A 15045-nucleotide genomic window follows, 5' to 3' on the forward strand; every position below is an offset into this window, starting at 1 on the left:
GGCGGATGCGGGGAGGGTCATCGGAATCCTCGGTTCAGGTCAGCAGCAGCACGAGCGCCACGACGGCGGCGGCGAGCACCACGATCGACACCGCGACCGCGATCAGCAGACGTCGGCGACGACGACGCGACGCCGTGCCGTCCAGGGCCGGCGGAGGGGTGACAGAAGACGGCGGGGCGACCACGGCGCGCGTCGCGACCACCGGGCCGACGGACCGCGGCGCACGGCGGTCCGGAGCCTCGTCGCCGGGCACGTACGCCGCCCGGCGCGCGATGGGCGTCGAGGCGGGGTCCCCCGCGGGCGGGGCGGCGGGCGATGCGCGACGCACGGAGCGCAGCACGGTCTCGTCCGTGCGGTCCTCCATCGTCGTCCCGCCGGTGGTACGGCCGGACGGCGCCGAGGTGCCCGGGAACGGCTCGGGCGCCGTGGGGCGGCGTCCGGCGATCGAGGTCGCGTCGAGGTCGTCGGGATCTGCGGCCGCCAGGGAACGGCGGGGGGCGATCACGGTGCCGTCGTCGATGTCGTCGGGCTCGACCGGCGCAGGAGCCCGTCGCGGCGCGATCACCGTGCGATCGTCGAGCTCGTCGGTCTGCGGCACCGGCGTTCTGCGCGCAGACAGCACCGTGGCGTCGTCGGGCACGCCGCGGCGCGTCGACAGCACCGTGTGCTCGTCGAGCGCGTCGTCGGCCGCTGCGCCGTGGCGCGTCGAGAGCACCGTGCGGTCGTCGAGACCGTCGTCCGCCGGCGCGCCGGGTGGCCGCCGACGCGTCGACAGCACGGTGGCCTCGTCCACGTCGGGCGCCCCGGGGTGCGTGGGCTCGTCGTCCGCTGGGCCCCCGTGCCCGGAGGCTCCGCTCGATGCGCCGGCGGCGGGTCGAGGGGGCTCGGGCACGATCACCCGTCGCTCCGCTGCAGCCGGATCTCGGCGTCGCCGAGCAGGAAGCGGTCACCCGCCTCGACCTCGACGCCGGGGGTCGCCTCGACTTCCGTGCCCATGACCGTCGCGAACAGGACGCCGTTCGTCGAGTCGAGATCGACGACGTACCAGCGGTCGTCCCGCAGCTGCAGCCGCGCGTGCGTCTTCGACACCGTGCCGTCCTGGATCGGCACGAGCTGAGCGCTCGGGAACGCGGCGTCCGCCGACGGGCGGCGCCCGAGGATCACGACGTCGGACGTGAGGGCGACCGGGTCGCCCGTCGGAGGCAGGAGCGTCCACTCGGTGCGCTTGCGGCGCGCGATGACGGTCTCGTCGAACACGTCCTGGTCGTCCTCGCCCGGGACCTCGGGGCGGCCGTGCTGCGCCGACACCGACGAGCGCGCCGAGAACGGGATGCCCGCGTCGACCCCCGAGACGGCCGAGACCGGTCCCGATGCCTCCGGGAACGCGTCGGCGTCGGCCATCGGCGAGCGCGCGGGCGCCCACGGCTCGCGGTCCTCGCCCGTGATCGCGGGGAGCGGCACGTCCGTCACCGGCGGGCGCAGGATGCCCTCGCCGGGAGCGGCCGGCGCCGACTGCTTGGGCGCGTATCGCTCGGGAGCCTCGTAGGCGGCGGGCACGGCCGGGATGGCCTCCGGGCCGGTCGACGGCACGGCCGAGATCGGCGCCGGTGCACCCGGGAACGCACCGGTCACCTCGGCGCTGTGGTCGGTGGTGTCGAGACCGAATCCCTGCCAGGGGTCGGCTTCGCCCGTCGGAGCAGAGGATGCCGCCGGCAGCGGCTCCCCGTCCAGCGCAGCCTCGGCGGCGGCCGCCGAGACGGGGCGTCCAGGCAGCGGCGGCGGAGTCCACCCGCCGGGCGGCGGGACGACGACCGGAGCGGGAGTCTGCGCGGTGGCGCCCTGGCCGGCCGCGGGGGCGGAGGCCGGTGCTGCCGGTGCCGGCGCTGCGGCCTGAGGAGGCAGCACGGGTGCCGGCATCGTCTCGGGGGTCGCCGGGGTCGCGGCAGCCGCTGGAGCGGCCGCCGCCGGAGCGGCCGCGGGGGCCGGGGGCGTGTACGCGGGCGGCGGCGCGAATCCGCTCACGGCGGGGTCGGACGCACCCGGGGCGGGGAAGGCGGCCGGTGCGCCCGAACGCGACACGGGCGAGGGGAACGGCGGCAGCGGCGGAAGCCCGGCGGCCGCCTCTGCGGCTCGCGGCGACGGCGCGGGGACGACCTCTCGTCCCACCCAGCGGGCGCTCCCCCAGCCGATGACGGATGCCCACACGGGGAAGACCAGGATGCCCAGCACGGTCATGCCGACGCCGAAGCCGAACGCGACGCTCAGGCGGTACACGACGAACACGAACACCACCACGAGCACCAGGGCACCCAGCACCGGGACGAAGGCGATGAGCAGCCACCAGCCGGAGAATCCCGCGAGCTGCAGGAGCACGACGGAGTTGAGGATCGGCACCCACGCCTTCCACGACTCGACCCCGGACTTGCGGAACACCGCGGACAGGGCGAGCGCGATCCAGACGTACACAGCCGCGGACAGCAGCAGGCTGATCAGCGACCCGACGAGGGCGGCGGTGGCATCGGTGGCGTTCATGGCGTGGGACGCACGGGCTCGGCCCGTCGTCTCCCCCTTTCGGCAAGTCGGACCTGATCGGCGGATCGGGCGCGGACGCCCGCTTCGGGCTTGAGCGGGCGGAGCAACGACCTCAACGATATTGCCGCACCGGCGGCGCGCCAGAAACCGGCTTCGCGGCGGAGCTCACGGCGCTCCGCGTCGACCGCCCGCCAATAGCGCTCGGCGTCGTCGGCCGACATCGCTGCCGGCGAGAACACCGCCCGGTCCGCCTCACGGGCGAGATCGGCGCCGGCGGGCGTGTGGAATGAGGCGGCGAGCTCGCTGCGGGTGAGCGTGCGGCCCGCGGGGCGGCGGCTGTCGATCGCCGCGTCGACGTACTCGTCCCATCCCCCGGCCACCTGCGTGGCAGGCGTGCCGGTGCGCCGGCGACGACGGCGGCGGGCGGCCTTGGCCCACACGATCGCGAGGAACGGGCCGAACGCGATCAGCAGGACGAGCAGGGCGATGCCGCCGAGCCTCAGGAAGGGCCACAGCCAGGCAAGATCCAGCGCCGTCTGCTGCTCGTCCTGGTCGTCGGACGCGGAGTCCTCCTGCGTCGGGTCGGGCGGCACTACCTCCTCGACGGTGTCGGGGCGCACCTCGGTGACGTTCTCGGGGTCGCGCTGCTCGGTGACGTCGAGGCTCGGGCTCTGGCGATACTGCGGTGTGACGTCGATGGCGGTCCAGCTGCCGTCGGCGGCCTGCACCTCGGTCCACGCGGTGAGGTCCTCGGCGCGGCACGCGCCGTCGTCGCAGACCGACAGCTCGGGCTCGGCCGTCGTCAGGCGCGCGCCCAGCACGACGCGCGACGGGAAGCCGAGCTCGCGCGCCATGAGGGCGACCGCCACAGCGAACTGCTCGTCGTCGCCGATGGCCGCGACGTAGTTGCCCGACGCCTCCGCGCGCGGATCGCTCTCGCGCTCCAGCAGGCGGGAGAACATCGTGTCGATGCGCGCGAGCGAGTGGCCCGACGCGCTCGGCTGGAACGAGTAGTCGCCCAGCGCCTGCGTCCACACCGGAGCGCTCTCGCCCTCGCTGAGTCCGTGGCTGAGGTAGCCGCGCTCGCGAAGCAGCTTCACCAGACCCGCGAGCTCCGCGCCGTCCGAGCCCGTCGCGTGCTGATCCATCCACGCGCGCAGGCTGTCGGGCGCGGCGACGCCCTCCTGGCTCCCTGGCGCCTTGAGACTCTCGAGCTCGGAGGCCGCGGGCGTCACCGCGTGCACCACGTAGGAGTCGCCGGCCGCCAGCCCGCCGCCCGCGGTCTGAACCCCGGCGGCCGCCGAGGCGTTGTAGTAGAACCGGTCCGACAGCGACGCGGCACGGTCGCCGGCGAAGTCGACGGAGCGCAGGCGGCCCGCCGTCGGCATCCAGATCTCGTCCCACGTGCCGATCTCGACCGTGAGCGCGACCTCGTCGCCCTCACCCGCGTCGAGCGCCGAGGGCACGCGGACGAAGCGGCCGGCGTCGACGGCGCCCTCGCCGCCGGAGCGGAACACCTCGCCGTCGTAGGCGTCGAGGGTCGCGATGCGCACGCGTTCGGGCAGGGCGCCCGAGGCCGCTTCGACTCTGAACAGCACGTCGCCCGCGCGGTCGTCGGCGAACAGCGATCGGTACTGCGCGAGCGGGCTGACCTCTGCCGAGAGGTCGATGTCGGGTCCGACGGCGGAGCGCAGCACGTCTCGGTCGGCACCGCGCGCGGCGTACGGCACGACGGCGATCGCGATGATGAGCGCGCCCGCGACCATGCCGGTGCCGAGCACCGTGCGCCGGCGGTCAGCGCCGGTGGGGCGCCGCGAGATGCGCACGCCGCTGGATGCCGCGGCCCGCTGCAGCGCCCGCACGCGCTGGTCGTGCGTGCGCCACGCGAGCCACAGCAGGCAGGTGAGCAGCCCGGCGACACCGATGGCGGTCTCGACCGGCGCGTACAGGGTGACGGGCCCGAGCACGAAAGGCGCGCTCACCGACGTGCGGCCGAAGAACAGGCCGAACGACACCATCGCGAGCGCCACCGGCACGGCGAGGTACGCGGCGCGGTCGTCTCGCCACGCCAGCAGCAGCACCAGGCACGTGCCGATCAGGAACACCACGAGCGCAGGCACCAGCAGATTGCGGTACGAGCCGACGGGAAGCTCGACCGTCACGAGGTCCTTCCACGCGAACACGAGACCGTTCGCGAGCTCGGCGAGACCGCGCACCAGTTCGGGCACGCCGCCCAGGCGCGCGGGCACCGCGAGCGGCACGCCGACGAGCACGAGTGTGACGGCCAGCACGCCGGCGACGATCGCGGCGTTCCAGCGGCGCCACCACGCGACGGCGGCGATGGCGCCGCCCACGACAGAGCCGACGCCGACGAGCAGCAGGAAGCTCCCCGAGCGGTAAATCGGCCATGCCGCGACGGCGGCGACGACCACGATCAGCAGCGCGAACACGGCGCCGGCAGCGATACGCGGCACGAAGCGCCGGGGAGCGGCGCGGCGGTCCGACGGCGCACCCGGGGCGGCGGCATCCACTCTCGCGCCCACGACGGGGACCTTGCCCGTGCCGGGGGCACCCGGCGCCTTGCCCGCGCTCACGACGTCGCTCCCCTCAGGAGCAGGCCGGCCAGGTCTTCGAGCGTGCCGACCGTGAGCACCGTCATGCCCGAGACGGGCTGCATGCGCGGGTGCGCGCGCTCGTCGCAGATGAGGCCGACGACCTCGGTGTCGGCCGGGAAGGCGAGCGCGGCCTGCTGCAGGCGCGTCAGCGGGACGCCCGAGCCGACCACGACGAACGCGATGGACAGGCGCTCGGCCGACTCGGCCGTCAGGCGGCACACGTCGCCCACCGGCATCGTGCTCTCGAGCAGATCCACGCCGCTGAACCCGTCGAGCATCGGACGCGGCGCCGCCGACGGGATGTGGCGGATGGCGCGCAGCCGGCCGCGCACCACGCGCGGGATCTCGGAGCCGACGACGATCTGCACGTCACGCGCGTCATGCACGGCGCGCAGCCCCAGCGACGCGGCGCACGAGACGGCGAGCTCGAACTCGTCGGCGTCGGCGTACTCGGCCTCCGAGACCGCCAGCACGACGGCCATGCGGGAACGCCGCGATTCCTCGTACTGCCGCACCATCAGGCGGCCGGTCTTAGCCGTCGACTTCCAGTGGATCTGCCGTCGCGAATCCCCCGGCGCGTACTCGCGGATCGCGTGGAACGACATGTCGGCGTCCACGAGCCGTCGCGTCGGGCTGCCCTCGAGGTCGCGGATGAGTCCGGCGCTCGTCGACGGCAGCGACGTCGTGCGCGGGTGGACGTAGACCTCGTGCACGTCCTCGAACGCGTGCTCGCGGCGCAGCAGCCCGATCGGGTCGCTGCGCACCGTCGTCGCCGGTCCCACCGTCACGATCCCGCGGCGCATGCCGGGGATGTCGAGCTGCTGCGCGATGTGGTGCCCGGGCCGCAGGAGCGGCACGCCGAACTCCACGAGTCCCGCACCCACCGGGATGTCGATGCGTCCCGGCAGCGACAGGCGGTGGCCGTCGTTGCGCACCACGATCTCGCCGGCCACGTCGTCTCCCGCGACGACCCGCTCGTGCGTGAGCGTCAGGTCGACGTCGTACGAGCGCGCGCCGAACAGGAACGGGATCGCCGCGAGGAGCAGAAGAACGGATGCCGCCCCCGCGACCATCCACTCGACCCAGCCGAACAGCATCCCGAGCACGAGACCGACGGTCGCGGCGAACGCGACGAGCGCGCCGGCAGGGCGGATGGTCTCGGCGGACCACTCGGCCGCCGTCCGGATGCCCGAGCCGGCGGCGCGCCACACGCCGGTCCACCACACGGCGGCGCGCACGAACGCGCGCGACCGCCGTGACCGGCCCGTGGAGCCGAACGCCGTGCTCGTCGCGGTGACGTGCGTGCGTCCGGACGCGCCGGTGCGACCGGCGGTGCCGGTGGAGTGGACGGTGCGGGTGAGCCGCGACTCTTCGAGGGTCATGCGGTCTCGCGTCGGGAGGGCGGTGCCACGTCGAGCAGCACCTGCCCGACCACGGTCTCTTGCGTGACGCCGTCGAACTCGGCCTCGGGGTGCAGGATCAGGCGGTGCGACAGCACCGGCACGGCCAGCGCCTTGACGTCGTCGGGCGTCGCGTACGTGCGGCCCTGCGACGCGGCGCGCGTGCGCACGGCGCGCGTGAGCGCGAGCGCACCGCGGATGCTGACGCCCAGGCGCACCTCGTCGGCGGTGCGGGTGCTGTCGACGAGACGCGCGATGTAGTCCAGCACGAGCGCGTCGACGTACACCTGCGCACCCAGGTCGGCCATGCCCACGAGCGCCTGGGGCGTGATGATCGGCGTGAGCTCGGCGGTCGCGACGGCCGCGCCGTCGAGGATCCGCACGGTCGCGGCGTGGTCCGGGTACCCCAGCGACGTGCGCATCATGAAGCGGTCGAGCTGCGCCTCGGGGAGCCGATAGGTGCCCGCCTGCTCGACGGGGTTCTGCGTCGCCAGCACGAGGAACGGCACGCCCACCGGACGCGAGACGCCGTCGATGGTGACGCGCCCCTCCTCCATGACCTCCAGCAGCGCCGACTGCGTCTTCGGGCTCGCGCGGTTGATCTCGTCGGCCAGCACGATGTTGGCGAAGATCGGTCCGGCGTGGAACTCGAAGACGCCCTCCTTCTGGTCGTAGACGCTGAGGCCCGTGATGTCGCTCGGCAGCAGGTCGGGCGTGAACTGGATGCGCGTGTTGGTGCCCTGCACCGACTGCCCCATGGCGCGCGCGAGCGACGTCTTGCCGGTGCCGGGGACGTCCTCCAGCAGCACGTGCCCGTCGCTCAGCATCGCCGTCAGCACCAGCTCGACCACGTGACGCTTGCCCAGCACCGCGCGCTCGACGTTGTCGGCGATCTGGCCGAACGTCTGCGCGAACCAGTCGGCCTGCTCCTGCGTGATGGTCATGTCGTTGTCGTCCTTGGTTCGGGGAGGGAGAGTGGATGCCGCGCCCCGCGGGCGCGCGGCGGTCCGGGTTCAGGGGGCTGGAGCCGGTGCCTACGGGGCCCGATCGCTCAGCCAGGCCGTGCCTGTCCAGTAGGCCTCGGACGAATCGCCGAGCACCACGTACTGCCCGCGCGCCCAGGGTGTCGTGGTCTGCCCAAGACTGCCGAGAGAGCGCAGTTCGCTGATGTTGCCGGGCACCCGCGCGTAGTCGGGCGTGAAGTAGCCCGGCGAGCCGGCGACGACACCCGTCGGGAGTGGCTCGTTCGGCGTGCAGTTCGCGACGCTGAACGTCTTCGTCGCGTTGCCGAGGCCGAAGGCACCCCATGACGCCGTCCACCTGAGCCCTTCGATGCTGGCCGTGCCAGCCGGCACCTTCCACCCGCCTTCGTACGTCAACTGACGCCCGTTCTTGGCTCGGAAGACGACGTTCGCGTCGCTCCAGGTGATGGTCGCCTTCTTCCCGCCGGCGGTCGACGAGTTCCCCCCGAGCACCAGCACCTGGCCGCCCTCGCATCGGCCGATGCTCCAGTTCGCCCACACCTGATACGGGGCGCTGCCTGCAGCGGGAGCGACGGTAGCCCGTGCGGAGTCGGTCTGCCAGAACTGGTGGTGGTACCAGACCTGGATCTGCGGGTCGTTGTCGAAGATCGGGCTGTTCGGGAAGTTCGAGAAGCGGACCTCGTTGTTGCGCGGGACGCGCTCAGTCGACGTCGGGGTGTCCGTGATCACCCATTCGGCTCGGTTGCCCGCGTCGCGTGGCTGAGATCCGACGACGAAGGTGTAGCCCTTCGGAGCGTCGCGGCTCTGCTCCGCTCGGGTGCTCGCCGACGATTCCGCTCGACCGTAGGAGCGGCCGTCCCAGTACGACTCGACGCACAGACGGTACGTGTAGTCCCTGCCGTCATCGACAGTGAAGTCAGCGTGGAACGAAGTGTCGGTGGCGCCGTTCGCGGGCTGATCCGCGACGCAGCGCTGGCCCTCTTGAACGACGCCGAACAGCAGCGTCGAGCCGTCGCCGTTCAGGCTGGCCGAAGCCGTCGCCGTGATCGTGGCCGTGCCATCGGCACCTGGCTTCGAGGTGAGCGACAATGCGGGCGTCTGCGGATTCCCGATCCCGTTCGCCATCGTGGTGACCGTGCCGCCGGAGGCGCTGCCGCCCAGGCCTGGAGGAAGGTCGAAGCGCGAATACGCCGTGACCGACACCAGGCGCGCCTGGTTGCTGCCGACGCGGTACCAGGGCACCTCGACGCTCGGGCGGTTGCCGTTCACCGGCACCCGCACCGTCTCGCCGGTGTCGCTCTTGATCTCGAGGCTGCCGGTGGAACCGGTGTCGATGCCGTCGATCACCAGCGACACGATGTTGCCCTGGCCGTCGCCCGTCACGACCGGCTCGGCCGTCACGCGCTGCGGCGCCGGCGGAGCGTCGTACGCCCACGCGACGGTGCGCACGCTCGACTTGGACTCGCCGACCGAGTTGACCGCCCACGCCTCGTAGGTGCGCTGCTCGCCGTTGGGGGCCGGGATCGCCGGGCACGCGCCGTTGGCGGTGCAGCGGGCGACCTCCTGCCCGTTCCAGCGGATGACGAAGCCCGTCAGCGACGGATAGGCCAGCCGGGCCTCGCCCGGGTCGACCCGGAGCGTCGCCGACCCGTTGGCGTACGACGCCTGCGACACGCTCGCGGGTGCCTTGGGGTAGCCCAGCAGGTCGAGCAGCACGCGGCCGTCGCGCTCGGAGTTGGTGACGCGGCCCTGCGCGTCGCGCACCGAGAACGACGCCGTGCAGGTCGCGCCCGGGGTGTCGCCCGTCCACGACGCGGTGATCGAGGTCGCCGACGCCACGGCGAAGCTGACGCCCGCGCACGCGCCGGTGGGCTGCACGCTGACGAGCTCGAGAGGCGTCCCGGGCAGCGGGTTGACCTCGCCGCTCGCGCCGATGACCGGGATGCCGCACGACGAGCCCGACGCCTGCGTGCACTGCTTCACGACCGAGCCGCCCTGCGGCAGCGTCGAGGGCGCCGCGCCCACGCGCAGGATGAGTCGCGCCGGCGCCACCGCCGGGTGGCTCGTCACCGAGACCATCACGACCTCTTCGGACCCGGGCACGGCGCGGTCGGCGCCGGTGACGGTGAGGGTGGACCCGCTCTGCGACACCTCGAACGCGCCGCCGGAGTGATCCGTGGCGTAGACGATCCCCTCCCAGTCGGCCCGCAGCTGCCACGTCGTCATCGTCTTGAGGTCGTACGTCGCCGTCTCGCCCGGGCCGACCGTGATCGAGGCGGGACGCAGCTCGGGCTGGGGGTCGCGCGGCTTCACCGTGATCGGCACCGACAGGTACGTCCACTCGCTCTTGCCGTCGATGCGCACCTGCACGCGGCACGCGTCCACCCACGGGGCGCCCGTGCCCGCGTCGTAGCGCACGGTGGTGCCGGACTCGATGACGCACACCGCCTCGGGGCGCGCTCCGGACGCCTGGATCTCGGCGCCGACCTCAAGCCGCGTGCCCTTGGGCCGCGCCACGAGCTCGGCCATGTCGAACGTCGTCGACTCCTGCTCGGTCACCTCGGGCGTCTTCGCACCGGCGCGCAGCGTCAGCGCGAGGTCGTCGTCGCCGGGCACCCGGAGGAACCCGTACGAGGTGACCTCCTCGCCCGCGGAGTTCGTGCCGGTGACCGCGAACGGGATCAGCCGGGTCTTCTCGGGCAGTTCGCCGCGCAGCTCGGAGCCCTGCACCGAGATGCCCTCGGGCTCGCCCCACAGCGACAGCGTCAGATCGCCCACGTCGCCGCCCGACCACGTCACCTTGCCGTCCAGAACATCGACGCCGCGCGGGAAGTCGTCGCGCGTCTCGACCGTGAGGTTCGTGTCGGCGACGACGGGGAAGTCGGGCACGCTCTCGCGCACGACCCGCACCACCACGAGGCCGCGGCCGGTGTTGCCCGACGACGACTCGACGTCGTACAGGAACGACATCGTCGCCGGCTCGTCCCCCGCGGCGATCACGACGGTGGCGTCGTCGACGTCGAGGATGCGGTCGTTCAGGCGCGCGTACTCGGGGTTCTCGCTGCCGTCCATGAGGGTCGTCGGCGCGTCGGGCCGGATGTCGGTGACCGTCAGGGTGCCCATCGTCGGATCGACGTCGTTCGACAGCGGGCTCACCCTGATCGTGTTGCCCTCGCCCGCCTGCACCTGCACGTAGTCGGTGTAGGTGATGGGGCTGGGGTTCGCCTCGCTGTCGAGCACGCCGACGCGCACGGTGCCCTCGGCGCTCTCGCCGAACGAGTCGACCACGCGGTAGCGGAACGAGACCTGGCCCTTGTCGCCCGGAACGCTGGTGTAGATGATGGATGCCCCGTCCGCGGCGATCGTCGCGGCACCGCGCTGCGGCTGCTCGACGATGCGGTCGAGGGTCACGACGTCGCCGTCGGGATCCATGCCGAATCCGTCGAACTCGATCTGCGCGGCCTGGCCGCTGAGCACGCGGCCCTCCATCGTGTCGGCCGTCGGAGCCCGGTTGGCGTCGTCGTCGATCACCTGGATGCGGACCGTCGCGTTGTCGGCGAGCGACGGCGACCCGGTGGTGAACACCGAGTAGTCGACGCCGTACTCGCCGGGCGCGTCGGGAGCGAGGTAGCGGAGCACGTCCCCCGAGGCGAACGCGAGGGCATCCGGCGTCGACGACGCGACAGATGCCGGGTTGAGGGTCGGGCGCCCGCCTGCCGGCGAGATGTCGTTGTCGAGGACCGGGATGTCGATCTGCGCCCCGGCGCGCACGACCACCGTGTCGTCGACGGCGATGGGCGCCAGTTCGGGAGCCGGCGGCAGCAGGTACACCGTCGCCTGTCCCTGCACGCTCGAGCCCGCATCCTCGGTGCCGTCGCTCACGAGGTATGTCACCGTGCCGAGGCGGCCCGGGCTGCCGTCGGCCGTCGTCCCCGACACGCGCAGGTGGTTCTGCCCCACGGCGTCCACAGACAGCGTGGCGCCGTCGTCGGCGCGCGCGACCACGTCGCTGAGCAGCAGCACGCGACGCGTCGGATTCGACACCGCGTCGAACACCTCGAGCGTGGCGTCCTCCTGCGGGTGGACGAACGCCACCACCGGCGACGTGGCGAGCTGAGCGGGCGCATCGGCGGGCAGCAGCGTCACCCGCGCCGTCCCGGTCGCCTCGCTCGTGCCGTCGGTCACGGTGAAGTCCACCCGATAGGTGCCCGGATCCCGGGCGGTGAAGTCGAACGACGTCGAGCCGCCGACGACGGTCGCCGTCGCGGCGGCGTCGTCCAGCACGCGGACGGAGTCGAGCGACAGCGTGCCGGCGGTGCCGGTGACATGATCGGCGACGTCGACGGTGATGCTCGAGGCGACCGTGTCGGTGACCGCGAACGACTGCACGGCGAGCTTCGGCTGCGGCGAGACCCGCACCACGAGGGACTTGACGGCGGTCTGCCCCTGTGTGTCTGCGACGGTCACCGCGAGCTCGATCATCTGCTCGCCGGTCTGGCCGTCGTCGCTGTGCTGGTAGACGACATCGCCGCCGGGCGTGGCCGCGACGCTGCCGACCCCGTTGACGTTCTCGACCGACAGCAGCAGCAGCGGGTCGCCCTCGGGGTCGACCCAGCCGTTGAGGACCGGCACCGTCACGGTTCCGCCCAGGGCGACCTCGGGCTGCGGCCACTCGACGAGGCACCGCTCGACGCCGCACCATTCGGGCGCCGATTCGGCGCCGGATCCGACGGCGTTGAGCGTGACGGTCGTGGGCTCGGAGTTCAGCCCGCTCTCGGCCGTGCCGTCGGTGACGGCGTACGAGAAGGTCGCCGAGCCGGTCGCATCCGCGGCGACCTGCACGGCGAACCGCTGCCCGTCGTCGGTGACCGTGACGCTGCCGAAGCCCGGGTCGAGCCCGGTGACCGACGCGGGGTCGATCGTCAGCACGTCCTCGTTGGGGTCGTGGTCGTTGAGCAGCACCGGCAGCGTCGCCAGCGCGCCCGGGCGCACGCCGAAGGCGTCCGGCTCGGCGATGGGCGGCTTCGGATCGAGCACGACCTGCAGCTGCTCGTCGCTCGGCACCGCGTCGGGATCGGTGCGGTCGTCGAGCGTCCAGTCCTGGCTCGACGAGATCAGCGCGCCGTCGGGCACCGACCACGCCCAGCCCGACCGGGTCTCATTGAGGATCATGGCCGAGGCGCCCAGCACGAACGTCGGTCGCCGGGCGTCGCCCATGCTGTCGCCGTTGTAGTCGAGAGGCACCGTGCCCTCGCCCGAGCGCCACAGCAGGCCACCGGTGTCGCCCTGCCCGAGCCACGCCGCGTACGTGACGTCGTCGTGCGTGACCGGCTGCGCGGGCGTGCCCAGGACGGCGCCGTTGCCGCCGCCGACCTCGACCTGCATGTCGGAGCCGTCGACCGGCACCCGCACGAGGGTCGTGTCGTCGGCGAGGTAGATGTCCGAGCCGCGCGCGTCGGGAGCGCCGACCACCACGGTGCTCGTCATCGGCGCCTGCGTGGCGGCATCCTGACCCCGCAGCCACACGTCGCCGTCCTCGGTGTCGACCAGCGCCCACGTGTCGCCGGCCGCCGTGATGGCGGGCGTCGACAGACCCTCCGGGTCGAGCGGGTCGCGGCCGCGGACGTCGGCGGCGTCGATGTCGTAGCGCAGCACCGAGCCGTCGGCGCGGGAGTAGGCGAACAGCCTGCCGCGCGTGTCGACGGCGATCGCGTCCGCGGTGTACTGCGGCGCATCCTCGGCGTCGGACGGGAACGGATCGAGCTTGGCCGCCGGGCCGCCCGACAGGCGTCCGGCGTACACGGCGCCCGAATCGGTCAGGTAGGCGGCGTAGTCCCCTGCCGTCACGACCTCGGTCGTGCCCGCCGGGGTCTTCTGCGACGACTGCAGCGCCTCTTCGTCGAGATCGGCGGGCATGGACTCGTCGATGCGCGTGACCGTGCTGTAGCTGTCGCTGAAGAGGTACGCCCCGTCGCCGGTCTGCACGACCTGGTCGGGGTTGCTGATGCTGCGGACGGTGTCGAGCTCGCCCACCGAGGTGTTCACGCGCGCGTAGCGGCGTCCCTCGCCGGTCTGCAGCGCCCAGACGGCGGTGTCGACGTCTGGCGTCTCCTGCGCATCCAGGCCCGGCCAGACGACGCTGACGCCGATGACCGTCGCCACGACGGCTCCGGCCGCCACCAGCCCGATTAGGGTGCCGCGGCGCATGCGCCGCCCCTCGGCCATCAGAGCGCCCCCGTCGAGACGAGCGTGACGACCACTGCGCCCGCGCCCACGACGAGCCCGGCGCCGATGCCGATCACCCAGGGCAGCGCACGTCGGAAGCCTCCTGCGCCGCGGCGGCGGGCCGGCGCCGAGATCTCGGTGTCCTCATCACGGGCGAGGGCCGCGACACCCGTGCCGCCGCGCGACTTGCGGGTCACGTCGCGCTCCACGCGCGAGCGCGCAGGACCGCGCAGGCCGGAGTCGGCGAAGTCGACGGGGGCGGATGCCGGCGACCATTCCGCGTCCGGGATCTCCAGGGGCGTGGGCGAGAGGCCGAGCTCGGCCTGCACCGAACGCAGGGCTTCGCCGAAGGCCCGGGCGGAGTCGTGACGGCGGGCCGGGTCGCGGTTCATCGCCGTGGCGAGGACCGTCTGCAGCGCGACCGGCACGTCGTGCCGCGGGATCTCGACGTACGACGCACGCGCGATGCGCCGGCGCAGGAGGTCCTTCGTGTTCTGGCCGCGCTCACGGCGCTCGAACGGGCTGTGGCCGGCCAGCAGCGAGTACACGGTCGCACCGAGGCTCCACACCTCGCTGGCGACCGTGCCACTCGTCTGCTCGGCGACGACCTCCGGCGCGCTCCACGGGATCGACATCGCCAGCACCTCGCCGCCGCTCTTGCGCTGCAGCGATGCCGAGATGCCGAAGTCGGCGAGCACCGGGGTGCCGAAGGTGGTGATGAGGATGTTGCTCGGCTTCACATCGCGATGGATCAGGCCGGCACGGTGGGCGGACTCCAGCGCGCTGGCCATGCGCACGCCGATCGCCAGCACCTCGTCGACCGGCATCCGCTCCACCCGATAGCGCTGCGACAGCGAGCCGGGGCAGAACTCCATCACGATGTACGGGCGGCCGTCGGCCGAGATGCTCGCCTGGTAGACGGTGACGATCGAGGGGTGCGCCGACAGGTGCGCGAGCACATCCGCCTCGGCGTTGAACATGCGCCGCAGCTCGGGGTCGCGCACGTCGCTGGGCATGACCTTGACGGCGACGTTGCGGCGCGGCATGTCCTGCTCGTACAGGAAGACGTCGGCGAACCCGCCCGATCCCAACGGGCGGATGTAGGCGAGCCCGGGCACGATCGGGGGCGCAGAAGGAAGCCGCGTTGCCACCGCACCTCCCCCTTCCCCGAGCCAGACGTCTGCGTGCGCGCCGACGCTGCGGCAACAAACCTGGCCAGCCTAACAAAAGTCGGTGACCGGCCTCACCACGCCGCCAGGTGGGTCCTGACGGGAAAGCGTGCGTCCCCCC

The 15045-nt window shown here is 73.1% G+C and carries 7 protein-coding genes; all 7 read right to left on the reverse strand.

The genetic code is table 11. From position 1 onward, the window contains the following. Nucleotides 1-34: 34 nt before the first annotated feature. The gene (locus JNB62_RS16655) at nucleotides 35-793 is read right to left on the reverse strand and encodes a hypothetical protein (RefSeq protein ID WP_220302024.1); all 759 of its coding nucleotides are present in this window, start codon (nucleotides 791-793) and stop codon (nucleotides 35-37) included. 101 nt (nucleotides 794-894) lie between these two features. After that, nucleotides 895-2532 (reverse strand): DUF5684 domain-containing protein, encoded by a 1638-nt coding sequence (locus tag JNB62_RS16660; RefSeq protein WP_220302025.1) that lies wholly within the window; start codon nucleotides 2530-2532, stop codon nucleotides 895-897. Then, nucleotides 2529-5126 (reverse strand): transglutaminaseTgpA domain-containing protein, encoded by a 2598-nt coding sequence (locus tag JNB62_RS16665; protein WP_308291836.1) that lies wholly within the window; start codon nucleotides 5124-5126, stop codon nucleotides 2529-2531. Before JNB62_RS16665 ends, JNB62_RS16660 begins: the two co-directional genes overlap by 4 nt. Beyond that, entirely contained in the window at nucleotides 5123-6529 is a 1407-nt protein-coding gene (locus JNB62_RS16670; RefSeq protein WP_220302026.1) for a DUF58 domain-containing protein, read from the reverse strand. The genes JNB62_RS16665 and JNB62_RS16670 overlap by 4 nt, the downstream gene beginning before the upstream one ends. Continuing rightward, nucleotides 6526-7491 (reverse strand): AAA family ATPase, encoded by a 966-nt coding sequence (locus JNB62_RS16675; RefSeq protein WP_220302027.1) that lies wholly within the window; start codon nucleotides 7489-7491, stop codon nucleotides 6526-6528. Before JNB62_RS16675 ends, JNB62_RS16670 begins: the two co-directional genes overlap by 4 nt. Nucleotides 7492-7581: 90 nt before the next feature. Then, on the reverse strand, nucleotides 7582-13737 hold the full coding sequence (locus JNB62_RS16680; protein ID WP_223231216.1) for an Ig-like domain-containing protein: 6156 nt from the start codon (nucleotides 13735-13737) through the stop codon (nucleotides 7582-7584). 17 nt (nucleotides 13738-13754) lie between these two features. Beyond that, nucleotides 13755-14906, reverse strand: a complete 1152-nt coding sequence (locus JNB62_RS16685; protein ID WP_220302028.1) for a serine/threonine-protein kinase — start codon at nucleotides 14904-14906, stop codon at nucleotides 13755-13757. Nucleotides 14907-15045: the final 139 nt, after the last annotated feature.

It is taken from the genome of Microbacterium jejuense (genome assembly GCF_019511665.1).
Classification (GTDB): Bacteria; Actinomycetota; Actinomycetes; order Actinomycetales; family Microbacteriaceae; genus Microbacterium; species Microbacterium jejuense_A.

Bases quoted from the DNA above. Each gene is read 5' to 3' on its own strand.
- JNB62_RS16660 (WP_220302025.1), bottom strand. From the start codon at position 2,532: ATGAACGCCACCGATGCCACCGCCGCCCTCGTCGGGTCGCTGATCAGC.
- JNB62_RS16670 (WP_220302026.1), bottom strand. From the start codon at position 6,529: ATGACCCTCGAAGAGTCGCGGCTCACCCGCACCGTCCACTCCACCGGC.
- JNB62_RS16675 (WP_220302027.1), bottom strand. From the start codon at position 7,491: ATGACCATCACGCAGGAGCAGGCCGACTGGTTCGCGCAGACGTTCGGC.
- JNB62_RS16680 (WP_223231216.1), bottom strand. From the start codon at position 13,737: ATGCGCCGCGGCACCCTAATCGGGCTGGTGGCGGCCGGAGCCGTCGTG.